This window comes from Bradyrhizobium sp. USDA 4449 (genome assembly GCF_054056275.1).
In genome coordinates this window covers 7,243,136-7,266,516 of sequence record NZ_JBSRYD010000001.1, presented here as the reverse complement: position 1 = coordinate 7,266,516, position 23,381 = coordinate 7,243,136, and the positions used below count along the sequence as shown (strand labels likewise).

Genomic DNA, 23,381 nt, shown 5'->3' with positions numbered 1-23,381 from the left:
CGGAGCAGCGGAGTGGGCACGATGCGGGCAGTTTCGAAGTGGATCCTGGCAACCGGGGCTGTGGCGGCCATGATCGCGGTCGCAAGCCCCTCACGCGCGCAGCAGACGATCCGCGTGGGCTGGACCATCCCGGCCGAGGAATCCAAATACTGGATGATGCGCCGGCCTGCCGAATTTCCCGATATCGGCAAGACGTACAACATCGAGTGGACCCAGTTTCAAGGTACTGCGCCGATGACGCAGGCATTAGCGGCCGGCGCACTAGATTGCGCGACGCAGGCGCCGCTGTCGCTTGCCAACGGTGTGGTCGGTGGCAACCTCAAGGCTTACATCGTGGCGCAGCACGTCTTCGAGAAGTCCGGCGGTTTCTCGGTCTATTGGGCGGTCAAGGACGACTCGCCGATCAAGACGATCGCCGATCTCAAGGGCAAGACGGTTGGCATTTCGGTGATCGGCGGCGGCACGCAGGGTCCATTCAATCTGCTCTTGAAGCAGAACGGCGTCGATCCCGCCAAGGACATAAAGCTGGTCGAAGTCGGTTTTGCCGTCTCTGAGGATGCGCTGCGCCAGGGGCGGGTCGATGCGGTTAACATGAACCAGCCGTTTGCGGCACGCGCGGAGGCGAAGGGCGGCATCAGAAAACTGTTCTCGCTGTCGCAGGCGATGCCGAACATCGTGCACATTCTGGAAGCCTGTCGTGCCGATTTCGTCGACAAGAACCCGGACCTGGTCAAGGCCTATGTCCGCGACATCACGTCGGGCATGAAGAAGGCACTCGCAAACCGCGAAGAGACCCTGAAGGTGGTGTCCGAGGTGCTGAAGGCGCCCGTTCCGGTGCTCGATACCTATCTGCTCAAGGACAATGATTTCGGTCGCGATCCCGGTGCGGCGCCGAATTTCCCTGCAATCCAGAAGATGCTCGATATCTATGCGGACACGGGGATGCTGCCGAAGCTGGACGTGGCCCAGTTCAAGCATCCGACAATCGTCGCACCGCTGCAATAGCGACGGACGGTTTCCCGGATCAATGAGGTCGCAAATGTCCCCGCAGCGGGACATTGCATGAAGATGATGCAGGCATGAAGAAGCTGCGATCACGAATCACAACTGACGGCCTCGACCGGGCCCCCCATCGCGCTTTCATGCGCGCGATGGGCCTGGACGACGCGGCGATCGCCAAGCCGATGGTGGGCATCGTCAGCATGAAGGGCGAACAGACGCCCTGCAACATGACCCATGATTTCCAGGTGGCTGCCGCCAAGCTCGGTATAGAGGAAGCCGGCGGAACGCCCCGGGAGTTCTCGACTGTTTCGGTGTCCGACGGCATCAGCATGAATCATGAGGGGATGAAGTTTTCCCTGTTTTCGCGTGAGCTGATCGCCGACTCCATCGAGGCCGTCGTTCATGGTCTCGCCTATGATGCGCTGATCGGGTACGGCGGATGCGACAAGACGCTCCCGGGCGTGATGATGGGCATGGTTCGCTGCAACGTGCCTTCCATCTTCATCTATGGCGGGAGCTCGCTGCCCGGCCGCGTGGACGGACGGACGCTGACCGTTCTCGATTCCTACGAGGCCGTCGGCAGCTTCATGACCGGAGAGATCGACGCTGCGACGCTTGAGCGGATCGAGCGCGCCTGCTTGCCGACCGTGGGTGCCTGCGCCGGCCAATTCACCGCGAACACGATGGGGATGGTATCGGAAGCGATGGGACTGACGATTGCCAACGTCTCGATGGTGCCCGGAGTCTATGCCGAGCGCGCGCAGATCTCGCGCCGAGCCGGGCGTCTGATCATTGAGATGCTCGAGCGAGGCGGGCCGCTGCCGCGCGACATCGTGACTCGGAAATCCCTGGAAAACGGCGCGGCGATCGTTGCCGCGACGGGCGGATCGACGAATGCCGCACTGCATCTGCCGGCGATCGCGAACGAGGCGGGCATTGCATTCACGATCGATGATGTCGGCCAAGTCTTTGCCAGGACGCCGCTGATCGGGAACCTGCGGCCGGGCGGGAAGTACACGGCCAAGGATGTCTACGACATCGGTGGCGCTGCCGTTGTGATCCGCGAGTTGATCCAAAGCGACCATATCGATGGCGGCTGCCTGACCATCACCGGCCGTACGCTCGCCGAAGAATATGGCGCGGCCAATGCGCCCGATGGTGAAGTGGTTTATTCCGCCCGCGCGCCGATCATGCCCGATGGGGGTGTTGCTGTGCTGAAGGGCAATCTCTGTCCCGACGGCGCGGTCATCAAGGTTGCGGGTTTGAAGAGCCTGCTTTTCGAGGGGGTGGCGAGAGTCTTCGAGGATGAGGAGGCCTGTGTGGCGGCTGTTCGGGACCGCAGCTACAAGGCCGGCGAAGTGCTGGTGATCCGCAATGAAGGGCCGGTCGGTGGTCCCGGCATGCGTGAGATGCTCGGCGTCACCGCGCTCATTTACGGTCAAGGCATGGGTGAGAAGGTTGCCCTCATCACTGACGGCCGGTTCTCGGGCGCCACCCGCGGTATGTGTATCGGCTACGTATCCCCGGAAGCATTTGTCGGCGGTCCGCTGGCGCTCGTTCGCGACGGCGACAGAATCCGGATCGATGCTGCCGGTCGCCGCATGGACCTGCTGATCAATGAGCAGGAACTCGCTGGACGCCGACGCGATTGGAAGCAACGGCCGCCGCGTCATCGTGCAGGTGCGCTCGCAAAGTATGCGCGCCTGGTCGGTCAGGCACCCGGCGGAGCAGTCACTCACGAGGGGCCGGCCCAGTGGCCGTGGTTCGATTGAGCGTTGCGCGCGTGAGCGAAGCGAGAGGCGGGATGAAGATAATGCCTTCGAGCGGATGGGTGAGACCGGCGACATCACAAAAGCCGGCTTCTGCGATCCTCGAGATCGACCGCGTCTCGCAGGTTTTCCAGACCTCGGCGCGGAAGGAGCATTTGGCACTATCGGAGATCTCCTTGACGATCGAGGAGGGCGCGTTCGTTTCCATTCTCGGTCCGTCCGGCTGCGGTAAGTCGACATTGCTTTACATCGTCGGTGGCTTTGTCAGTCCAACCAGAGGCGCGGCAAGGATGAAGGGACAGGCGATCACGGGCCCTGGTCCGGATCGAGGGCCGGTATTCCAGGAGTTCGCGCTGTTTCCGTGGAAGACCGTGCTCGGCAACGTCATGTATGGCCCGCGCCAGCGAGGCGTGCGAGCCACCGAAGCGGAAGCGGAGAGCCGCGCGCTGATCGAGATGGTCGGCCTCAAGGGTTATGAGAACTTCTATCCGAAGGAGTTGTCGGGGGGCATGAAGCAGCGCGTCGCCCTGGCCCGGACGCTCGCCTACCATCCCGAAGTCTTGTTGATGGACGAGCCGTTCGGTGCACTCGATGCTCACACCCGGACGCGTCTCCAGAACGATCTCTTGAACATCTGGGAGCGTGACCGCAAGACGGTCCTGTTCGTCACCCATTCGGTCGATGAAGCCGTCTTCCTTTCAGACAAGGTCGTGATGATGTCGAACTCTCCCGGCCGTATCAGGGAGGTCATCGATATCGACCTGCCGCGACCGCGGCGCCGCAACGAGCTTTTGCTCGATCCGGGCTACCAGAAATACGTCGTCGACATCGAGCGCATGTTCGACGAAAGCGACGAAGCCGGGTCGCCCGTATGATCTCGCCGGCTGCCCTGGTGAAGCGAACTGCTCCCGTGCTGGCCTGCATCGGATTGCTGGCAATTTGGCAGGTTGCATCGCTTGCGCTGAAGAGCGACAGCTTTCCAACTGCGACCGATGCGCTCCGCGCAATCCCGGATATCCTTGGGGACAAGGAATCTTTGATCAACATCCTCGCTTCGCTCCGTCGCATGACGGTCGGGTTCGGTATAGCGGTGCTGGTCTCGATTCCGCTGGGCTTGTTGATGGGGCGTAGCCGCGCGGTTGCGGCCTTCTTCAACCCTCTTCTGATGGTGATCTATCCGGTGCCAAAAGCGGCGCTGATGCCGATCATCATGCTATGGCTCGGTGTCGGTGACATCACAAAGACGCTGGTGATCTTCCTGGGCGTCAGTCTTCCCGTGATCTATCACAGTTTCGAGGGCGCCAAAGCCGTCGAAGAGAAGATGCTATGGTCGGGCGCGGCGATGGGACTATCGCCCCTGCAACGCCTCATCAGGATCGTGCTGCCTGCGGCGCTTCCGGAGATCCTGACCGGTTGCCGCACTGGCTTGGTGCTGGCGCTCATCACCATGATCACCAGCGAGATGATCGCACGCCAATCAGGAGCAGGGAACATCCTGTTCAATGCGCTTGATATGGGCCAATACGACACGGTCTACGCGATGATTATCATCGTCGGTGCGATGGGCATCTGCCTCGATGCGGTTTTTGAACGCGTCCGCGCGAGGCTCGTGCGCTGGTCCGAGCCTCAGTTCGACATGCCGATGAGCTTCTCATGATGCCCAGTTATCTCTCAGCAAACGTCATCTTTGGGCTTGCGCCGATCGGGCTGGTGATTGCGCTGTGGCAAGGCTTGGTGTCGTTCGGCGTCGCGCCGATGGTTTTGCTGCCTCCGCCGGGCCTCGTCTTCAGCCGGCTGCTGCAGCAGCTCGTGACATGGACGTTTCAGGAGGAAATCGTAGCCACGCTGATCCGGCTGTTTGCCGGTTTTGCAATCGCAGTCATCGTTGGTGTCAGCATCGGCCTTGCGGCCGCGGCCAGCCCCGTAATCAATGCGGTGGTCCGGCCGATCGTGCGTGTGCTGGCACCATTACCGAAGGTCGCGCTCTATCCGGCACTGCTGCTGTTGCTTGGATTCGGCCACGGATCGAAGATCACGCTGGTGGCCGCGGACGCGCTCTTTCCCATTTTGTTATCCACTTATTACGGGGCCTCGACGGTGGAGCAAAAGCTGGTCTGGTCTGCCATGGCGGCGGGAACGCCGCGCTATGAGATCCTGTTCAAGGTCGTATTGCCGGCGGCGATGCCGTCGATCCTGACCGGTTGCCGGATTGGCCTTGTCATTTCCTGCATCGTGGTGTTTCTGGCCGAGATGATCACGTCGACGGACGGGTTGGGACATGCGCTGGTAACAGCGGCTCGGACCTTCCAGGCCGTCGACATGTTCGTGCCGCTGATTGCGATCTCGCTGCTGGGGTTGATTCTGAATGGCCTGTTGGGCGCCGTGCGGTCGTACCTGCTACGAGGTTTCCCCGACGCGTGACCTGAAAAAAACCAGAAGACCAGGAGTGAATCATGCTGGCTGATCGCATCGAGGCAAAATGGATTGACGCGTTTTGCGAGATCTTTGAGCGTTGCGCCGTCAGGGCCGGCGATACCGCGGCCATCCTCTCGGAGACGCAGTCGCGTGCGTTGAATGTGCATCTCGCAGAGCTGGCCCTGCTGCGAATGGGCGCGAAACCGTTTCACGTCGTCATGCCAACGCCGCGCAACCGCAACATCGTTCCAATCCGCTCAACCGGGGCCAGCGAAGCGATCCAAAGAGTCGGCCCGGTGATAAGCGCGCTTCAGCAGGCTGGGTTCGTGGTGGACTGCACGATTGAGGGCCTGATGCATGCGGTGGAGACGCCCGAGATTTTGAAGGCCGGTGCGCGCATCCTCGTGATCTCCAACGAGCATCCAGAAGCGCTGGAGCGGATGGTGCCGGATCCCGCGCTCGAGAAGCGCGTTCGTGCGGCTGCGAAGATGCTGCGCGGCACCAAGCGGATGCGGGTTACCTCGAAGGCTGGCACGGCGCTCGACGTCGACATGGTGGGCGCTTCGACGGTGGGCGTGTGGGGGTGGACGGACAAGCCCGGCACGCTGGCGCATTGGCCGGGCGGCATCGTCGTCAGCTTCCCGAAGAGCGGGACGATCAACGGCACGCTGGTGATGGCGCCAGGCGATATCAATCTCACCTTCAAGCGCTATCTGACCTCGCCGGTGAAGATGACCTTGAAGAATGACTATGTTGCCGAGCTCGAAGGCGAGGGGGCGGATGCCGCGATGATGCGTGCCTATCTCGCCGCCTGGGGCGACCGGGAGGCCTATGCCGTGTCACATGTCGGCTTTGGCATGAATCCGGGCGCGCGCTACGAGGCGTTGTCGATGTACGACCAGCGCGACACCAACGGCACGGAGATCCGAGCCGTCTCCGGCAATTTCCTGTTCTCGACCGGAGCCAACGAATTCGCTGGTCGCTATACAGCTGGCCACTTCGATCTGCCGATGATGGGGACAACCATCGAGCTCGATGGGGTTGCCGTGGTTCGAGACGGTGTGCTCCAGGATGTTTTCGGCTAGTTGCGGTCGAGCACCGGCGGACGAGCGAGGTCGAAGTGCCGAAGCAGGTCGACCATGGCCTGGAGGCGCTTTACACGATAGGCGTCGACGTCGAGGCCTGAATAGTCGAGAAACCCGGCCCCCGTGCGCAGGCCGATCCGGCCTTCGTGCATGTTGCGGGAGATCACCTCCGGCGCGCGATAGCGATCGCTCCCGAGTGCGCCCTCCAGATATCTGCTAGCGTAGTAGAGGATATCCCCGCCGCCCCAATCGATGAACTCGAGCAGCCCCAGCACGGCGTAGCGGAAGCCGAAGCCGTAGCGGATCGCCTTGTCGATCTCTTCCGCACTGGCGACGCCTTCCTCGACCATGCGCGCGGCTTCGTTCATCGCCAGCGCCTGGATGCGTGGAACGATGAAGCCGGGCGTTGCCGCGCAGACCACCGGCACCTTGCCGATGTCTTCGAGCAGCGCCTTGACCTCGTCGACTATGGCAGGATCGGTGAGCTTGCCGGGCGACACCTCCACGAGCGGGATCAGATGGGCCGGGTTGAGCCAGTGCACATTGAGGAAGCGGCGAGGGTTTACGATTGCGTCGGAGAGATCGTCGACGAGGATGGTCGACGTGGTCGATGCAATGATCGTGTCGGGGCCGATCTGTTCAGAAGCCGCCCCAAGCACCTCGCGCTTGAGTTCGACCACCTCAGGAACGCCCTCGAAGACTATTCCAGCTTCGGTCAGGGCAGCGCCGCTTTGGCCGGCCGAAACCACCGAAACCCGCGCGATCAGGGGATCAACATCGGTCGCGGTCAGCAGTCCCAGCTTGGACAGGCTGGCGAAGGTCCTTCTGACTTCGCCGAGTGCGTCAGCTTCCAGCCTTGCAAAATCCTCTGCTGAACGGGGCTTGATATCAATCATGGTGACCGCGTGCCCTGCATAGGCGAACGCGACGGCGATGCCGCGGCCCATGCGACCGGCCCCGAGACAGGCGATGTTGGCGCGGCGGGTCATCGATCAGAATCCCACCCGAAGCAGCTTCTGCAATTCGGCCTTTTGAAGCTTGCCAAGCCCCAGCGTCTCCAACGTGCGGCCGCCTTGCGCAAAATCATCGCCGCAGATTGCGCCACCGATGGCCAGGAAAGCATTGGCCAGCGGCGTGGCCACGCCCGCTAGCCTGGCGACGGACACCAGCAGCGACAACCCAAGTCGCAGATCCTCGAGCATGTAGCGGTGCTCGGTCAGCACGAGCCGCTCCCGCCAGTCGCCGGAGTCGGTCAGGCGATCATGCGAGCCGCGACCATACATCCAGATCTCGCCTTCCGTCGCGTAGTGATGGGCGAGTGGAAAATGCGGTGCGCCGTAGCCGAGCGCTGTGCGTACGGCGATCCGTTCGGCATCGAGCGCGTCCGTAACCCGGCGGATCGAAGCCTGCGTGCCCTCCTTGTGAATGTCCCACCTTTCGAAATGCTCGATCGGGCCCGCGTTCATCACGATCAGCGGTGGATGGATGATGCAGCCCGCATTCATTAGCGCGCCGGATAGCGCGTCACCGCATGGCTCGATCACTCCGGGAAAAGCACGTCCGATCACCTCAAGCGCATGTGCGGCCTGATCGAGCGGGAACACGCCGACCGGCAGCCGCTTGGCCCGGATGGTGATTGCGACCTCGAATGGCCCGTGTTTGCGGGTGAGCCAGGGCAGCGTCCCGGTTTCAGCGAAGCTCACTTTTGCACAATTGCCGGCGTCCCGCGCGGCTTGCGCGAAGATGAGCGAGCCGAATGTGGCCGGCGGTAGGAAAACGACCTGTCCGTCCTGCAGATGGGGGGCGAGGAGGCGGGCGATGTCCGATTGAGCGAACGCGGGGGCCGGGCACAGGATGAGTTCGACCCCATTGACCGCTTCCGCGATGTCGGTTGTCACCAACCTCAGCTCCACGTCGTGGCGACCATTGTGATCCTTCACCAAGATGCGCGAGCCGGCGGCACGGTGTGCTTCGACCTGCTCAGCGTCACGGCGCCAAAGCCGGACTTCATGCCCTGACAGCGCAAAATCGCCCGCTGCCGCGAATGATCCGTTTCCTCCACCCAGGACCGCAATCTTCAAGATGCTTCTCCTTGCGCGCGCGATTGCGAGTCAAGTTGCTTCAGCAGGAAATGCTGGACCTTGCCCAGCGCAGTGCGTGGCAGGTCGGTGACGAAGATGATATCGCGTGGAACCTTGTACCGGGCGAGCTGCGCCTGAAGGTGCGCTCTCAGTTCGTCGGCTTCGAGACGGCAGCCGGATCGCCGGATGACATAGGCGATCGGGACCTCGTCCCAGCGCGGATCTGGCCGGCCGATGACGGCGCATTCGCTGACGTCGGGATGTTCGAGCAGGACGCGCTCGACCTCGGCCGGATAGACGTTCTCGCCGCCGGAAATGATCATATTCTTCTTGCGGTCCCGGACCCAGAAATAGCCATCCGCGTCGCACAGGCCGATATCACCGGTGCGATACCAGCCGTCGTGCAGCGCATCGCGCGTTGCATCCGCGTTGCCCCAATATTCGAAGAAGACATTGGGCCCTCGCACTGCAATCTCGCCAGGCGTGCCCGCCGGCAGTTCGTTGCCCTCTTGATCTATCACCTTCGCTTCGCAGCAGAGACCGGCAAGTCCAGTCGATCCCGACGGTGAGAGGTCGGTGCCGAGGCGAGTATAGATGGCGATCGGGCAGGTTTCCGTCGAGCCATAAACCTGCAATACCGGCACGTCGCGCGCGACGCAACGATCGATCAGGTGCAGCGGTACGATGGTCGAACCGGTGGTCACCGCTTTGACCGAGGAGAGATCCGTCGCTGGCCAGGCGGGATGCTCGCTGACCGCCTGGATCATTGCCGGCACCATGACCGTCAAGGTTGGCCGTTCCCGCTCGATGGCGGCGAGCGCCGTATCAGGCGTAAAACGGGCGTGGATCGTGACGGTCGCGCCAAGCTGGAGTGCGGCGGTCGTCTGGATGTTGAGCCCGCCGACATGGAAGAACGGCAACACCGTCAGCACATGATCGTCGGACGTCATGTTGTGCATGTGCTGGCTCATGACGCCGTTCCAGAACAGCGCCTCCTGGCGCAGCACCGCGCCTTTCGGCCGTCCCGTCGTGCCGGACGTGTAGACGATCAGCAGTGGACAGGAGAGATCGGTGTGCGGATTGCGTCCGCTGCTTCCCTTGCGCGCCAGCAGGCTTTCGAAGGTTATGCCGCGCGGTGGTGCGAAATCCAGGCCGATGACGACAGTCCCTGGCGCGAGTTCGGGAAGAACTCCCTCAAAGGCCTGCTCCAGCAGCAGTACCTTGGCGCTGGCATCAGTGAGGATGAAGAGCTGCTCGGGGACCGCCAACCGCCAATTCAGTGGCACCAGCATTGCGCCGAGCCGCGCACACGCGTAGAGCAGGACCAGGTAGTCCGGCCGATTCAGGCTCAGGATCGCGACGCGGTCACCGCGTCCGACACCAAGCTCCTGCTTCAAGGCTGTTGCAGTGCGTTTGATGCGATCGGCGAACGCGGCGTAGCTCAGCCGTTCCCCCTCGAAGGCAATGGCCGTCTTGTCTGGCGAAAACGCCGCATTGCGATCGATCAGACTGCAGAGATCCACCGTCAGTCGTCCGTTTCGCCGGCGTCGTACAGCGCCTCGCGACCGATGCGGTCGAGGCAGAGCTCGGCCGTCCAGGGCAGCATCAGCGAGCCACACCGGCTGTCGCGATAGATGCGTTCCAGCGGCAGCGACCGCAGCATGGCCTGCCCCCCGCAGGTGCGGATCGCAAGCGCGGCAAGCTCGTTGGCGCCCTCCATCACCGAATATTGCGCGGCATAGGCGCGCAGCACCTGCTCCTTGCTTGGATTGGCCCGCGCCTCCGTGACGGCCTGGAACCAGATCGCCTTGATCTGCTCAAGCTTGATCTGCATCTGGGCGACCGCGATCTGCTTGGTGGGGTACATCCGCCGCTTGACCGGCGGCATGCCCGGCACCTCGCCACGCAGATAGCTTACCGTGAAATCGTAAGAAGCTTGCGCTAGCCCCATATAGGTGGGCGACAGCGTCAGGAACATATGTGGCCAGCGCATCGCCGCCTGAAAGTAGACGCCGCGCGGCATCAGCGCAGAATCATCCGGAACAAACACATCCTTGAACAGCAGCGTGCGTGAGACTGTTCCGCGCATCCCTAGCGGGTCCCAATCACCGATGACCGAGACGCCCTGCGACTTCGCGGGAATGGCGAGGTAAAGCGTGTTGCGGCGCGAGGCTTTCTCGCCCTCCTCGATCTCCGTGCAGAGAACGCCGTAATAATCCGCGTGGCCGGACAGTGACGCAAAAATTTTCTTGCCGTTGACGATCCAGCCGCCTTCCACGGGCTTTGCTTCCGTGCCGAAAGCAACGCCGCCGGCGGCTGCCGCACCGCCTTCGGAGAACGGCTGCGAGTAGAGCGCTCCGTCTTCGACGATATGCCTGTAGTGGACGGCCCGCCGCTTTTCGTGTTCCGCGCGCGTCTCCGCGTCCATGTCGAGATCATCAGCCAACGGCCCCGACCACAGTGTCGAGCAGACATGCATGTTCCAGGTCAGCGCAGTCGCGCCGCAGTAACGGCCGATCTCCGCAGCCGCGAGAGCGTAGGTCTGGTAGTTCGCTCCCAGTCCGCCGTGCTTTTTGGGTATGGCGATGCCGAGCAGGCCGACGCGATGCAGGTCGCGATAATTCTCGGTCGGAAAGATCGCCTCGCGATCGTATACCGCCGCGCGGCCGGCGAACACGCGCTGGCCGATCTCCCGCGCTCGCGCGATGATGCCGGCTTGCTCGTCGCTCAGGCGGAACGCCACGGGATCGAAGATCGGCGCATCAAGCGCGACCTTGTCGGCTGCGCCGATGTTCTTGCGGACTTGCATGGTCATTGCGCGGTCACCCGTGTTTTGCAGCGACAGAGTCCAGGAACCGATCGAGAGCACGGCCGAAGGCATCGGGTCGCTCTAAATTGGCAAGATGACCGACGCCGGGGAGTTCCACATATTCGGCCGCTGGAATGTAAGTCGCGGTCTTGGCCATCATCGACGCAGGCGCATTGTTGTCCTTCGAGCCGGACACTAGCAGCGTCGGGACGGAAATATCCTTGAGCGTGCTGCGCTGGTCGAACCCGATCAGGGCGAGCATCATGGCGCGATAACTGGCTTCGGGCACGCTTTCCATGCACTCGCGCGCAAGCTCCATCCCGTTTGGGTCCGGATCGTCACCGACAAGCTCTTTCACAAGCGATGGAGCCAGCGACTTCATGGTCTCGCCGCGATCGAGCGGGCCTAGCCGCGCCGCGATGAACGATTTCTGCCAGTCGCCGTCGGCTTTGCCGAAGGCCGGGCTGGTCTGTGCGAGGACGATCGCGCGCGCCAGCTTAGGTGATTGCACCAGCCATTTCTGGACGATCATGCCGCCGATCGAATGACCGACCAGAATGGGTTTTATCGCGCCGATCTGCGCGATGAATTGCTGAAGCGCATCTGCCAGGGTAGCGATGCTGACGCTGACGAGCGGTGCCGAACCGCCATAGCCAGGCATGTCCCAGGCGATGGTGCGGAAGCGGTTGCCGAACGTGGCAAGCTGCTGCCGCCAGGCCCGCGCCGCGCCGCCGATGCCATGCAGAAAAATCAGGGGCGTCGCACCCGGCTCGCCCGCGGCTTCATAGGCGAAACGTCCATCCCTTGTTATCATTGGCGCAGGCTGCGACACGCGACATCCTTTTGCTTGGTCCAGCAATGCTAACAGGCCTGTAGGGGATGGGAAGAGATAATTTTATACTTAAAGCAATTTTCGGGCCGCTCCGCGGTGGCAGGCGCTCGCGGCGTCGATCTGCGCTTTCGTTGCAAAAGCTTGAAGGTTAAAATATATCGGAACGACGATCAGCAGATCACAGGAGCAAGCGCATGTCCGGGTTGCCGCTTTCGCCGCACGCGCTGGTGACCGGTGGCGGTCGCGGCATCGGCCGCGCGATTGCTGCGGCTCTCGTCGGCGCGGGCGCTACCGTAACGGTGCTTGGCCGGAATGCCGCTACACTCGAACAGGCGGTGAGCGTAGGTGCTGCGCACTTTGCGGCCCTCGCCGACGTCTCGGACGAAGCTGCGCTAAAGGCGGCGATCGCGGCCGCGCATGCGCGAAAGCCGATCGATATCCTGATCGCCAACGCGGGCAGTGCTGAATCTGCGCCGTTCGCGAAATCGGACAGTGCTCTTTTTACACGCATGATGGACGTCAATTTCATGGGGGTGGTCCATGCCGTCCAGGCGGTGCTTCCAGGGATGAAGAATCGGCCCTATGGGCGCGTCATTGCGGTTGTATCGACGGCCGGGCTCAAAGGTTATGCTTATGTTAGCGCGTATGCGGCGGCCAAGCACGCCGTTGTCGGTCTGGTGCGTTCGCTTGCCCTGGAGCTGGCTGGCAGCAACGTGACCGTCAACGCGGTGTGTCCAGGCTTCACTGACACCGACCTGGTTGCCGGTAGCATCGACAACATCATGAAGAAGACCGGGCGAACCCGGGAACAGGCGATCGCCGAGCTCGCCAAGCACAATCCGCAGGGGCGCCTGATTGCGCCGCAGGAAGTCGCGAATGCCGTTCTTTGGTTGTGTAGTGAGAACGCCAGTGCGATCACAGGGCAGGCGATTGCGGTGGCCGGTGGCGAAATCTAGCGTGCGTGGCGCAGGCGGAAAGGAAGCTAAGGAGATCGCATGAGTAGACCAGCTAATCCCGTAACCGTGCCGCTCGCGGACTATTCCCCACAGCACTTCCTGCTGGCCGTGGTCGGCGGCGTTGCCACCGTGACGCTCAACCGTCCGGAACGAAAGAATCCGCTGACGTTCGAGAGCTATCGCGAACTGACGGATTTCTTCCGCGCTTGTGCGTTTGACGACGCGGTCAAATCGATCGTCATCACCGGGGCCGGCGGCAATTTCTCGTCCGGCGGTGACGTTTTTGAGATCATCGGCCCGCTGGTGAAGATGGACACCAAGGGGTTGACCGCGTTCACGCGGATGACAGGTGACCTCGTCAAAGCGATGCGGGCCTGCCCACAGCCGATCGTGGCTGCGGTCGAGGGCATTTGCGCCGGCGCCGGCGCGATCATCGCCATGGCATCCGACATGCGGCTTGCGGCGTCCGGCGCTAAGGTGGCGTTTCTGTTCAACAAGGTGGGTCTTGGCGGCTGTGACATGGGCGCCTGCGCGATCCTGCCGCGGATCATCGGTCAGTCCCGTGCCTCGGAGCTTCTTTACACCGGCCGGTTCATGACCACGGACGAGGGCGAGCGCTGGGGCTTCTTCAGCCGGATCGTCACACCGGAGCAGGTGCTGCTCCAGGCGCAGCTACTGGCCAAGCAAGTGGCGGAGGGGCCGACCTTCGGCAATACCATGACCAAGCGGATGCTGGCGATGGAATGGGCGATGTCGGTGGAAGAGGCGATCGAAGCAGAGGCGGTTGCCCAGGCCCTGTGCATGACGACGGCCGATTTCGAGCGCGCTTTTGAGGCTTTCGCCAACAAGGTCAAGCCGGTCTTCAGGGGCGACTGAGCAGCCTTTTCCCGCCGAAAGGCCTCGAACGGGGGCTTGCCAGGAATTATTTTAGGCTTAAAATAGTTTCGTGGCCGGTTGAATTGGCGAGGCTCCCATGAAAGTCGCGATCATCGGTGGCGGACCTGCGGGTCTCTATTCTGCGATCCTGCTGAAGAAGCAGCGCCCGAGCGCCGACATCACAGTATATGAGCGCAATCGCGCCGACGACACTTTCGGCTTCGGCGTGGTGTTCTCGGATGCCACGTTGGACAACTTTGAAAAGCACGATCTTCCGAGCTATCGCCGGATCACCCAGGAGTTCGCCTATTGGGATGATATCGCCGTGCATTTTCGCGGCACGGTGCATCGGGTCGGCGGCAACGGTTTTTGCGGTTGCTCGCGGCAAAAACTGCTGCTGATCCTGCAGGAGCGAGCCCGCGAACTCGGCGTCAGCCTCCATTTCGAAGTGGATATCGACGACGAATCGCGCTTTGCCGATGCCGATCTCATACTGCTGGCCGATGGCGTCAACAGCCGATTCCGCGAGAAGCATGCTGATCAGTTTCAGCCGGAGGTCGACCTTCGGACCAACAAGTTCGCATGGATGGGCTCGACCAGGCCACTCGATGCCTTCACCTTCATCTTCCAGGAGACGAAGTGGGGGCCATTCATCGCCCACGCCTATCAGTATGAAGCCGGTCACTCGACCTGGATCTTCGAGACCGATCCGGAGACGTTCGAGCGCGCGGGCCTGACGGGCCTCAACGAAACCCAGTCCGCGGCACGGATGGCCGAGATCTTCGGCTGGTTCCTCGATGGGCATAAGCTGCTCACCAACCGCTCGATGTGGCGCAACTTCCCCATGATCCGCAGCAAACGCTGGGTCAAGGACAATATGGTGCTGCTCGGTGACGCCAAGGCGAGCGCGCATTTCTCGATCGGTTCGGGTACCAAGCTGGCAATGGAAGATGCGATTGCACTGGCTGAGGCCATGGCGAAGGCGCCCAACATCAAGGCCGCGCTGGATGTTTATGAGCACGGCCGCCGCGAGGAAGTCGAGAAGACGCAGCACGCCGCCGACGTCTCGTTGGTCTGGTTCGAGCATGTCGATCGCTTCTGGGATTTCGATCCCGTGCAATTCGCGTTCGGCGTGATGACGCGCTCGAAGGCGATCACCTATGACAATCTAAAACTCCGCGCGCCCGATTTCGTGGCCGAAGTCGAGAAATCCTTCGCCAAGCAGGTGCGCAGCAATGGCTTCGATGTCAGCATCGACAAGCCCATGGTGCCGCTGTTCCAGCCCTTTCGCTTGCGCGATATGGAGATCGCCAACCGCGCTGTGATGTCGCCGATGTGCATGTATTCGGCGAAGGAGGGCGTCCCGGGTGATTTTCACCTCGTGCACTACGGTTCGCGCGCGATCGGCGGCGCCGGCCTGATCTTCACGGAGATGACCTGCGTCAACCGCGAGGCCCGTATCACGCCCGGCTGCGCGGGCCTCTGGAATGATGAGCAGGAGACCGCGTGGCGGCGTATCGTTGATTTCGTTCATGGCAACTCGGCCGCAAGAATTTGCTTGCAGCTCGGTCACGCCGGCCGCAAGGGCGCGACCAAGCTGATGTGGGACGGTATCGACCGCCCACTGGACGAAGGTGGCTGGGACGTGGTTTCAGCATCGCCGCTGCCCTATTTCCCCGACAGCCAGGTCCCCCGAGAGCTCGATCGCGCGGGTATGAATGCAGTAAGAGAGTCGTTCGTCTCTGCTGCCGCGCGCGGCGAGCGTTGCGGCTTTGACATGCTCGAGCTGCACTGCGCCCATGGGTATCTGCTCGCGAGCTTTATCTCGCCGCTGACAAACACCCGTACCGACGAATATGGCGGCTCGCTTCAAAATCGCCTGCGCTTCCCGCTCGAGATCTTTGAAGCATTGCGGGCCGCCTGGCCGAAGCACAAGCCGATGTCCGTGCGTATTTCCGCGACTGACTGGGCAGATGGCGGCATTACCGGCGACGATGCCGTGGCCATCGCACGGGCCTTCGCCGAGGCCGGTGTCGACCTGATCGACGTCTCGACGGGTCAGACGGTTCGCGACGCCCAGCCGGTCTACGGCCGCATGTTCCAGACGCCATTCTCTGACCAGGTCCGCAACGAAGCGCGCGTGGCCACCATGTGCGTCGGCAACATCACGACGGCGGACCAGGCCAACACCATTTTGGCCGCCGGCCGGGCGGACCTTGTCGCGCTCGGGCGGCCGCATCTGGTCGACCCCTTCTTTACCATGAAGGCGGCGGCCTGGTATGGCGCAACCGACGCGTTCTGCCCGCCGCAATATCTGCCCGGGAAGGACCAGATTTTCCGCAATAGCGTACGCGATCGGCAGGATCTCGAGGAGCTTCGAATTAAGGCTAAGCCCAAGACCCGGGCCGAGCTCAAAGCGGAGGCGACAAAGCCGCTTGCGGCGGAGTGAGCGCCCGTGCCACGTTAACCCCCGTTGCCTGTGTATTGAGTGGAGTTGAGGGCGATGAAGGCGATTATCGTCGGTGGCGGTATCGGTGGTCTCACCACGGCGTTGATGCTGCGGGCCCGCGGCATCGGCTGCGAGATTTTCGAGCAGTCGGATACGATCCGCGAGCTTGGCGTCGGTATCAACACCCTGCCGCACGCCATGCGTGAGCTTGCCAGTCTTGGTCTGCTGCAAAAGCTCGACGACGTCGCAATCCGCACCGATCAGCTCTACTATCTCAATCGCCTCGGCCAGGAGGTCTGGCGCGAAGCCCGCGGCGTGGACGCGGGGCACGACGTGCCGCAATTCTCGATTCACCGCGGCCGTCTTCAGGGTGTGATTCATCGCGCCGTCGAGGAGCGGCTCGGCGCAGATGCCATCCACACGGGCTGCCGGCTCGGCGCGTTCACGCAGGACGAAGCCGGTGTCACGGCCTATTTCTTCGATCGGGTCGGCTCGCACATCCACACCGCGCGCGGCGATATCCTGATTGGCGCCGACGGCATCCACTCACGTGTCCGCGACACTCTGTTCCCGAACGAGGGGCCGCCGTGCTGGAACGGCCTGATGCTATGGCGCGGCGCGCGCGACTGGCCGCTGTTCCTGACCGGCAAATCGATGATCGTCGCCGGTGGTCTCAATGCCAAGGTGGTGATCTATCCGATCGCCGAGGGTTCGAGCACGGCGAGCCGTCTGACCAACTGGGCGGTGCTGGTGAAAGTGGGAGAGGGCAATGCCCCGCCGCCACGGAAGGAAGACTGGTCGCGGCCGGGCCGGCGCGAGGAGTTGATGCCGCATGTCGCACGCTTCTCGGTGCCCTACATCGATGTAAGAAGCCTGATCTCGGCAACGCCCGAATTTTATGAATATCCGACCTGCGACCGCGATCCCTTGCCCTATTGGTCGTCCGGCCGCGTTACGCTGCTTGGCGATGCCGCACATCCCATGTATCCGGTTGGCTCCAACGGCGCCTCGCAGGCGATCCTCGATGCGCGCTGTCTTGCGGATACGCTGGTGCGTGCCGAGCATCCGCGGCAGGCCTTGGTCGAGTATGAGAAGAAGCGCCTGCCGATGACTGCGGATATCGTCCGCTCCAACCGCCGTGGCGGCCCCGAAGGCGTCATTGACGCCGTCGAGCAACTTGCGCCCGACGGCTTTGACAACATCGACAACGTCTTGAGCTATTCCCAGCGCGAGGCGATCGTGCGTGGCTATGCCACGAAGGCTGGGTTCGCTGCGGTGCCGGGCCTAGCCGCGGTGCGGGCCTAAAGCATCCGCTAGCTTTGGTGTCTCAGGAGGTTGTCCATCTGGTCTGAACCGAGGAAGCTGAGGTTGCGAAGCTTCAGTGTTCCAGGGAGAGACCAGATGAACGTCCACAAGAATGCGCCTTTGACGCCCAAAGGTCGAGAGGCGATGGCCCGAAGCGTGGTGGAAGGTGGGCTGAACCAGGCCGACGCGGCCTATCAGTTCAACACGACGCCGAAGACCGTCGCCAAATGGGTCAAGCGGTTCCGCGCAGAAGGTGCGGAGGGGATGCGCGATCGCTCCTCCAGACCCCTTTCATCGCCAAGCCAAATCCCGCCTGCCACGCGTGCCGTCGTCGAGAGGTTGCGCCGGGAGCGTCACACCGGCAAGCAGATTGCAGCCGAGGTCAAGGTGTCACGGGCCACTGTCAGCCGCATCCTTCGTCGCTTGGGATTGAGCCGGATGCGCGATCTGGAGCCGGCCGAGCCGGTGCGGCGCTATGAGCGCGAGCATCCCGGCGAGCTCATCCATATCGATATCAAGAAGCTCGGGAGGTTCGTCAGGCCTGGCCACCGCATCACGCACGATCGCCAGAAGGGTGAAAGCCGCGGCGCGGGTCACGAGTTCGTCCACGTCGCGATCGACGATGCATCGCGCGTGGCCTTCTCTCAGATCCGACCCGACGAGAAGAAGGAGAGCGCCATCGCCTTCCTCAACAACGTCGTCTCGTACTTCCAGGGACTCGGCATAAAGGTCACGGGCATCATGACCGACAACGGCTCTTGCTATCGTGCCAAAGCGTTTGCCAAGGCCTGTAAAAGGCTCGGCCTCAAACACATCTTCACCCGGCCCTACAGGCCGCAAACAAACGGCAAGGCCGAGCGGTTCATCCAAACGGCGCTACGCGAGTGGGCCTATGCTCGCGCCTACGAAACCTCAGACCAGCGAGCCAACGATCTGCCAATCTGGCTTCATCACTATAACTGGCACCGCTCGCACGGCAGCCTGCACGCCAAACCACCGATCAGCCGCCTCGCCATCCCGGAGGACGACCTGTTGAGATTCCACAGCTAGCCGGCGCCGGGAGGCGGCGGCAGGAAGTGGATGTTGAACTCGGCGGCCATCGCCACCACGTCCTCCGGCTTCTGCTCCTTCATGTTATGAAGGCCCCAGAACAGGTCGAACAGTTTTTTGGTCGGCGATACCCAGAACAGCACTTTCGCGGTCTGGTCTGATTTGTTGAAGATGCCGTGCGGCACGCCCATGCCGAGCCGGATCAAATCGCCAGGCGTGGCCTGCGCCTCCGAATTGCCGAGCACGAAGTCGAGCTTCCCCTCCAGCATGTAGAGATATTCGTCCTGGTCGGGATGGATGTGCGGCGGCACGAACGTGCCCGGCGGCAATGTCGCGTGCCAGGAGAAGCTGTTCTCGGTGTTGCTCTTTGGAACATAAGTCTGGCCGAGAATGTTCCAGGAAATGCCCTGGATCCCCTCATTGGCCCGGGTGATGCCGGTGATCTCGCTCTTCATTGCCGTCCTCCCTTCACGCGACGCGCAGCTTTAGTTTGCCTTACAGTCCTTGGCATAGCGGTCGCCGTAGTTCTCGAAAACTTTTTGCACGATCTCGGTCTGGAATTTGCCATCCGGACGCTTGGCGACCTTGGTCAGATAGAAATCCTGGATCGGATAGCCGTTGGTGTTGAACTTGAACGACCCGCGCAGCGATGTGAAGTCCGCCTTCTTCAGGGCAGCCGCAACGGCGTCCTTGTTGGAAAAGTCGCCCTTCACAGCCCTGACCGCGCTGTCGATCAGCATCGCGGCGTCATAGGCCTGGAACGCGTAGGTGCCGGGCACAGTGTTGTAGGCGGCCTCGTAGGCGGCGACGAACTTCTTGTTCTGGAGATTGTCGAGGTTGGGCGCCCAGTTCGCGCCGCCGAACATCCCAACGGCGGCATCCTGCTGCGCGGGCAGAGTCGATTCATCCACGGTGAAAGCCGAAAGCACCGGAATGCTGTCGGCAAGGCCAGCCTGCTTGTATTGCTTGACGAGGTTGACGCCGAGACCGCCCGGCATGAACGTGAACAGCGCATCGGGCTTCTGCGCGGAGATCTTCGACAGCTCCGGTTGGAAATCCAGCGTGTTCAGCGGCATATAGGATTCTTCGACGATCTCACCCTTATAGTCGAGCTTGAAGCCGGCAACCGAATCCTTGCCGGCCTGATAGTTCGGCACCATCAGGTACATTCGCTTGTAGCCGCGATCCTGCGCCACTTTGCCAAGGATCTCGTGCACCTGATCGTTCTGGTACGATGTCACATAGAAGAACGGGTTGCAGTCCTTGCCGGCATAGGTCGACGGGCCGGCATTCGGGCTGATCAGAAAGGTCTTCGCCTCGGTCACGGGCCGGTGGATGGCCTGAAGGACGTTGGAGAACACTGGTCCGACCACGAAGTCGACCTTGTCGCGTTCGAGCAGACCCTTGACCTTGGTTACCGCCGCGTCAGGCTTCAGCTCGTCATCGACCACGACAACCTCGACATCGCGACCATCCATCTTATTGCCGAGATCCTTCATCGCGAGCGCAAAGCCGTCGCGAACCTGCTGGCCCAGCGCGGCGGCCGGCCCCGACAGGGTCACGATCACGCCCAGCTTGATCTTTTCCTGCGCCAGGGCAGGGCCCATCGCGGCACCGAGCAGCAAGGCGGCCGCAGCCAAGGTCCGTTGCATTTTCATGATTTCTCCACCGTGACATCAGAGCCTGCGTGGCAAGCCGCGTACTCCGATCGAAGATTATGCCGATGACGGCGCACGCGGCAAGCCAAGCTCACGGCGTCACCTTGATGCGGGCAGCGGAGCATGCAAGCGGCGCGCCAATTGCTTCAACCTTAAAGAGATCGCTGTGCGATCGATTGTTACAGCTTTAGGCTTGCGGCCGGCGCGGATTTACTTGAAGCTCAAAACATTAGGGAATCCGGGGCGGCGCCAATGCCGGCCGTGAGTGATTGCACCAAGATGCTCGATTCCGAGACCAAGGCCGTCGAAACGCCTGAGGACCACGCCGAAGAACTTCGGCTGTGGTTGCGCCTGCTCACCTGCACGACCCTGATCGAGGGTGAGGTCCGCGGTCGCCTGCGGCAGCGCTTTGATGTCACGCTCCCTCGTTTCGACCTGATGGCGCAGCTCGACAAGGCGCCCGACGGCATGACGCTATCGGATGTCTCCAAGCGCATGATGGTGTCCAACGGCAACGTCACCGGCCTCGTCGAGCGCCTAGTGGAATCCGGCCATCTCGACCGCCGTACCTCGGAGACCGACCGTCGGGTCCAGGTGATCCGCCTCACAAAGGTCGGCCGCGCGGAGTTCCGCCGAATGGCCGCAGAGCACGAGACCTGGATCGCCGATCTCTTCGCCGATTTGACCCCGAAGGACGTGCGCGAGCTGATGCGGCTCCTGGCCAAGACCAAGGGGTCTGCGCAGAAATCGGCCGCACGGCGCCGCCCCTGACGTTGCGGGTTCCCCGGCCGCCAATTCCACCTTGCCGGACGAAAATGCATAGGATGCCCAAATCCGCTATTGCGCCGAATTGTTTTAAGCCTAAAATGTTTTCCGTTGAGTGCTGCCGGGTGCTTTCCATGCTGAAAGGAGCGTGCGATGGCCAACGCTGCCAAGGTGCAAGTCTCAGGCTCGCATGACGGCGACGCCGCGACGGCCCATGTCGATACATTTGCGCGGCAACATCTGCCGCCGCCCGAGCTCTGGCCGGAGTTCATCTTCACGCGGCCGGAACTCCGCTATCCGCCGCGACTGAACTGTGTGACCTATTTCCTCGACCGTTGGATCGAGCAGGGCCACGGCGACGCGCCTTGCGTCATCAGTCCCGCCGTGAGCTACACCTATCGCGAACTACAAGAGCTCGTGAATCGCATTGCCAATGTGCTCGTTGGCAAGCTCGGTCTCGTCACGGGTGGACGCGTGATGCTGCGCTCCGCCAATAGCGCCATGATGGTTGCGACGTATTTAGCGGTGATCAAGGCCGGTGGTATCTGCGTGGCGACGATGCCGCTGCTGCGCGCCAAGGAGCTGTCCTATCCAATTCAGAAGGCGGAGATCACGCTCGCGCTCTGCGACGGAAAACTCTCCGATGAGATGGAAAGAGCGAAGCTGGCGGCGCCCGGTCTCAAGCACGTGGTGTATTGGGGCAATGGCGCTTCCGATTCGCTCGAGGCGCTGATCGCGGATGCAAGTCCTGAGTTTACCGCGGTCGATACCGCCGCGGACGATGTCTGCCTTATCGCGTTCACGTCGGGCACGACGGGCGATCCAAAGGGCACCATGCATTTCCACCGGGACATGCTGGCGGTGTGCGACGGTTATGCGCGCAATATTCTGCGAGCCGAGCAGAAGGATCGATTCATTGGCTCCGCGCCCCTGGCCTTCACCTTCGGCTTTGGCGGCGTGCTGTTTCCGTTGCACATCGGCGCTTCCTTCGTGGTGCTGGAGAAGACGACCCCGGACGATATGCTGTCCGCTATCGAGCGATACAGGACCACAGTCTGCTTCACGGCACCGACTGCATATCGCGCGTTGATAAGCAAACTCGCGGGCCGCGACATCTCCTCGCTTCGCAAATGCGTATCCGCGGGCGAGACGTTGCCTAAGCCGACATTCGATGCCTGGCTGAAGGCAACCGGCATCAAGTTGATGGACGGGATCGGCTCGACAGAGTTGTTGCACATCTTCATCAGCGCGACTGAAGACGAAATACGTCCGGGCGCGACCGGCAAGCCGGTGCCCGGCTATGAGGCGAAGATCGTCGATGATGACGGCAATGATTTGCCGCCGGGGACGATGGGGAAGCTCGCGGTGCGCGGGCCGACCGGCTGCCGCTATCTTGCCGACGAACGCCAGCGGAAATATGTTCAGAACGGCTGGAATATCACCGGCGACACCTATCTGGTGGATGGCGATGGCTATTTCTGGTACCAGTCGCGCTCTGACGACATGATTGTATCATCCGGGTACAATATCGCGGGCACGGATGTGGAAGCAGCCCTGCTCACGCATCCGTCGGTCGCCGAGTGCGGCGTCGTCGGTGCGCCGGACGAGGCGCGCGGGATGATCGTGAAGGCTTACGTCATCGTCGCGGCCGGCGTGATGCCGGACGCAAAGCTCGCAGCCGAGTTGCAAGAGCACGTCAAACGTGAGATTGCGCCGTATAAATATCCGCGCGCGATCGAGTTCGTGACGCAGCTGCCGAAGACCGAGACCGGAAAATTGAAGCGCTTCGCCTTGCGGCAATTGGCGCAGGCGGCGGTGACGTCCTCAGGCGTCGCGGCGGAATGAGATGAGGATCGAGAATTGTCCGTGACGACGCCGAAAGGCCCCCAGCTCGCTGTGCTGCAGACCGCTGCCGAGGATGACGCCCGTCCCAGGGCGCAAGTGCTCCAGCCATCCGGTTGGCCGATGCCGAAGGGCTATGCCAATGGAATGGCTGCCGAGGGACGCATTGTCGTCACCGGCGGCGTGATCGGCTGGGATGCCCAGGAACGTCTTGCGGACGGTTTTGTTGCGCAGGTGCATCAGGCCTTGAGCAATATCGCCGAGATTCTTGGCGAGGCCGGTGCGCGGCCCGAGCATCTCGTGCGGCTGACCTGGTATGTCGTCGACATGGAGGAGTATCTGACGAACCTGAAGGAGCTCGGCAGGATCTACCGCGTCGTCTTCGGCGCGCACTATCCCGCGATGGCGCTGGTCCAGGTCGTTCGTCTCGTCGAGAAAGCGGCGCGCGTCGAGATCGAAGCCACCGCTGTCATTCCCCGCTAGGCCG

General features: G+C 62.2%; 21 protein-coding genes. 14 read left to right on the top strand and 7 right to left on the bottom strand.

What is annotated here, in order from left to right; all coding sequences use genetic code 11:
• Nucleotides 1-21: 21 nt before the first annotated feature.
• The 6 genes from ACVIIW_RS34235 (at nt 22) to ACVIIW_RS34210 (ending at nt 6,271) form a co-directional block, all read left to right on the top strand.
• Entirely contained in the window at nt 22-1,005 is a 984-nt protein-coding gene (locus ACVIIW_RS34235; protein ID WP_456704741.1) for an ABC transporter substrate-binding protein, read from the top strand.
• A 74-nt stretch (nt 1,006-1,079) separates the two neighbouring features.
• Nucleotides 1,080-2,774 (top strand): dihydroxy-acid dehydratase, encoded by a 1,695-nt coding sequence (ilvD, locus tag ACVIIW_RS34230; RefSeq protein WP_456704740.1) that lies wholly within the window; start codon nt 1,080-1,082, stop codon nt 2,772-2,774.
• Nucleotides 2,775-2,806: 32 nt separating this feature from the next.
• Complete coding sequence (locus ACVIIW_RS34225) at nt 2,807-3,646, top strand: ABC transporter ATP-binding protein (protein WP_456704739.1); 840 nt, start codon at nt 2,807-2,809, stop codon at nt 3,644-3,646.
• Nucleotides 3,643-4,428: an ABC transporter permease gene (locus ACVIIW_RS34220; RefSeq protein WP_456704738.1), complete on the top strand. Its 786-nt coding sequence runs from the start codon at nt 3,643-3,645 to the stop codon at nt 4,426-4,428. The genes ACVIIW_RS34225 and ACVIIW_RS34220 overlap by 4 nt, the downstream gene beginning before the upstream one ends.
• Entirely contained in the window at nt 4,428-5,192 is a 765-nt protein-coding gene (locus tag ACVIIW_RS34215; RefSeq protein ID WP_456705335.1) for an ABC transporter permease, read from the top strand. The genes ACVIIW_RS34220 and ACVIIW_RS34215 overlap by 1 nt, the downstream gene beginning before the upstream one ends.
• Nucleotides 5,193-5,224: 32 nt before the next feature.
• A complete protein-coding gene (locus ACVIIW_RS34210) occupies nt 5,225-6,271 on the top strand; it encodes a peptidase M29 (RefSeq protein WP_456704737.1) in 1,047 nt (348 codons plus the stop codon).
• On the opposite strand, the gene ACVIIW_RS34205 is transcribed toward ACVIIW_RS34210, so the two are convergent.
• From ACVIIW_RS34205 to ACVIIW_RS34185, 5 genes are read right to left on the bottom strand one after another with little or no spacing between them, the layout of a single operon-like run.
• Nucleotides 6,268-7,260, bottom strand: coding sequence for a 3-hydroxybutyryl-CoA dehydrogenase (locus ACVIIW_RS34205; protein ID WP_456704736.1), 993 nt, complete (start codon nt 7,258-7,260; stop codon nt 6,268-6,270). The two genes, ACVIIW_RS34210 and ACVIIW_RS34205, sit on opposite strands and share 4 nt — an antisense overlap.
• 3 nt (nt 7,261-7,263) lie before the next feature.
• Nucleotides 7,264-8,352 carry an NAD/NADP octopine/nopaline dehydrogenase family protein gene (locus ACVIIW_RS34200; RefSeq protein ID WP_456704735.1) on the bottom strand — a complete coding sequence of 363 codons (1,089 nt, stop codon included), beginning with the start codon at nt 8,350-8,352 and terminating at the stop codon, nt 7,264-7,266.
• Nucleotides 8,349-9,875 carry a class I adenylate-forming enzyme family protein gene (locus tag ACVIIW_RS34195; RefSeq protein WP_456704734.1) on the bottom strand — a complete coding sequence of 509 codons (1,527 nt, stop codon included), beginning with the start codon at nt 9,873-9,875 and terminating at the stop codon, nt 8,349-8,351. Before ACVIIW_RS34195 ends, ACVIIW_RS34200 begins: the two co-directional genes overlap by 4 nt.
• 2 nt (nt 9,876-9,877) lie before the next feature.
• Nucleotides 9,878-11,167: an acyl-CoA dehydrogenase family protein gene (locus ACVIIW_RS34190; RefSeq protein ID WP_456704733.1), complete on the bottom strand. Its 1,290-nt coding sequence runs from the start codon at nt 11,165-11,167 to the stop codon at nt 9,878-9,880.
• Nucleotides 11,168-11,174: 7 nt separating this feature from the next.
• Nucleotides 11,175-11,993, bottom strand: a complete 819-nt coding sequence (locus ACVIIW_RS34185; protein ID WP_456704732.1) for an alpha/beta fold hydrolase — start codon at nt 11,991-11,993, stop codon at nt 11,175-11,177.
• A gap of 194 nt (nt 11,994-12,187) precedes the next feature.
• Here ACVIIW_RS34185 and ACVIIW_RS34180 point away from each other — a divergent pair, with 194 nt between their 5' ends.
• The 5 genes from ACVIIW_RS34180 (at nt 12,188) to ACVIIW_RS34160 (ending at nt 18,629) form a co-directional block, all read left to right on the top strand.
• Entirely contained in the window at nt 12,188-12,949 is a 762-nt protein-coding gene (locus ACVIIW_RS34180; protein WP_456704731.1) for an SDR family NAD(P)-dependent oxidoreductase, read from the top strand.
• Nucleotides 12,950-12,988: 39 nt separating this feature from the next.
• Nucleotides 12,989-13,825, top strand: coding sequence for an enoyl-CoA hydratase family protein (locus tag ACVIIW_RS34175; protein ID WP_456704730.1), 837 nt, complete (start codon nt 12,989-12,991; stop codon nt 13,823-13,825).
• A 97-nt stretch (nt 13,826-13,922) separates the two neighbouring features.
• Nucleotides 13,923-16,274, top strand: coding sequence for a bifunctional salicylyl-CoA 5-hydroxylase/oxidoreductase (locus ACVIIW_RS34170; RefSeq protein WP_456704729.1), 2,352 nt, complete (start codon nt 13,923-13,925; stop codon nt 16,272-16,274).
• Between the two features lie 54 nt (nt 16,275-16,328).
• Complete coding sequence (locus tag ACVIIW_RS34165) at nt 16,329-17,579, top strand: flavin-dependent oxidoreductase (protein ID WP_456704728.1); 1,251 nt, start codon at nt 16,329-16,331, stop codon at nt 17,577-17,579.
• Between the two features lie 96 nt (nt 17,580-17,675).
• Nucleotides 17,676-18,629: an IS481 family transposase gene (locus ACVIIW_RS34160; RefSeq protein ID WP_456699844.1), complete on the top strand. Its 954-nt coding sequence runs from the start codon at nt 17,676-17,678 to the stop codon at nt 18,627-18,629.
• Here ACVIIW_RS34160 and ACVIIW_RS34155 read toward each other — a convergent pair.
• Entirely contained in the window at nt 18,626-19,084 is a 459-nt protein-coding gene (locus ACVIIW_RS34155) for a cupin domain-containing protein (protein ID WP_194481488.1), read from the bottom strand. The two genes, ACVIIW_RS34160 and ACVIIW_RS34155, sit on opposite strands and share 4 nt — an antisense overlap.
• Before the next feature lie 30 nt (nt 19,085-19,114).
• Nucleotides 19,115-20,287 carry an ABC transporter substrate-binding protein gene (locus ACVIIW_RS34150; protein ID WP_456704727.1) on the bottom strand — a complete coding sequence of 391 codons (1,173 nt, stop codon included), beginning with the start codon at nt 20,285-20,287 and terminating at the stop codon, nt 19,115-19,117.
• A gap of 252 nt (nt 20,288-20,539) precedes the next feature.
• Here ACVIIW_RS34150 and ACVIIW_RS34145 point away from each other — a divergent pair, with 252 nt between their 5' ends.
• The 3 genes from ACVIIW_RS34145 to ACVIIW_RS34135 all read left to right on the top strand — a co-directional run bounded on the left by ACVIIW_RS34145 (nt 20,540) and on the right by ACVIIW_RS34135 (nt 23,377).
• Nucleotides 20,540-21,058: a MarR family winged helix-turn-helix transcriptional regulator gene (locus tag ACVIIW_RS34145; RefSeq protein ID WP_456704726.1), complete on the top strand. Its 519-nt coding sequence runs from the start codon at nt 20,540-20,542 to the stop codon at nt 21,056-21,058.
• A gap of 147 nt (nt 21,059-21,205) precedes the next feature.
• Nucleotides 21,206-22,897: a benzoate-CoA ligase family protein gene (locus ACVIIW_RS34140; RefSeq protein ID WP_456704725.1), complete on the top strand. Its 1,692-nt coding sequence runs from the start codon at nt 21,206-21,208 to the stop codon at nt 22,895-22,897.
• A 21-nt stretch (nt 22,898-22,918) separates the two neighbouring features.
• Entirely contained in the window at nt 22,919-23,377 is a 459-nt protein-coding gene (locus ACVIIW_RS34135) for a RidA family protein (RefSeq protein WP_456704724.1), read from the top strand.
• Nucleotides 23,378-23,381: the final 4 nt, after the last annotated feature.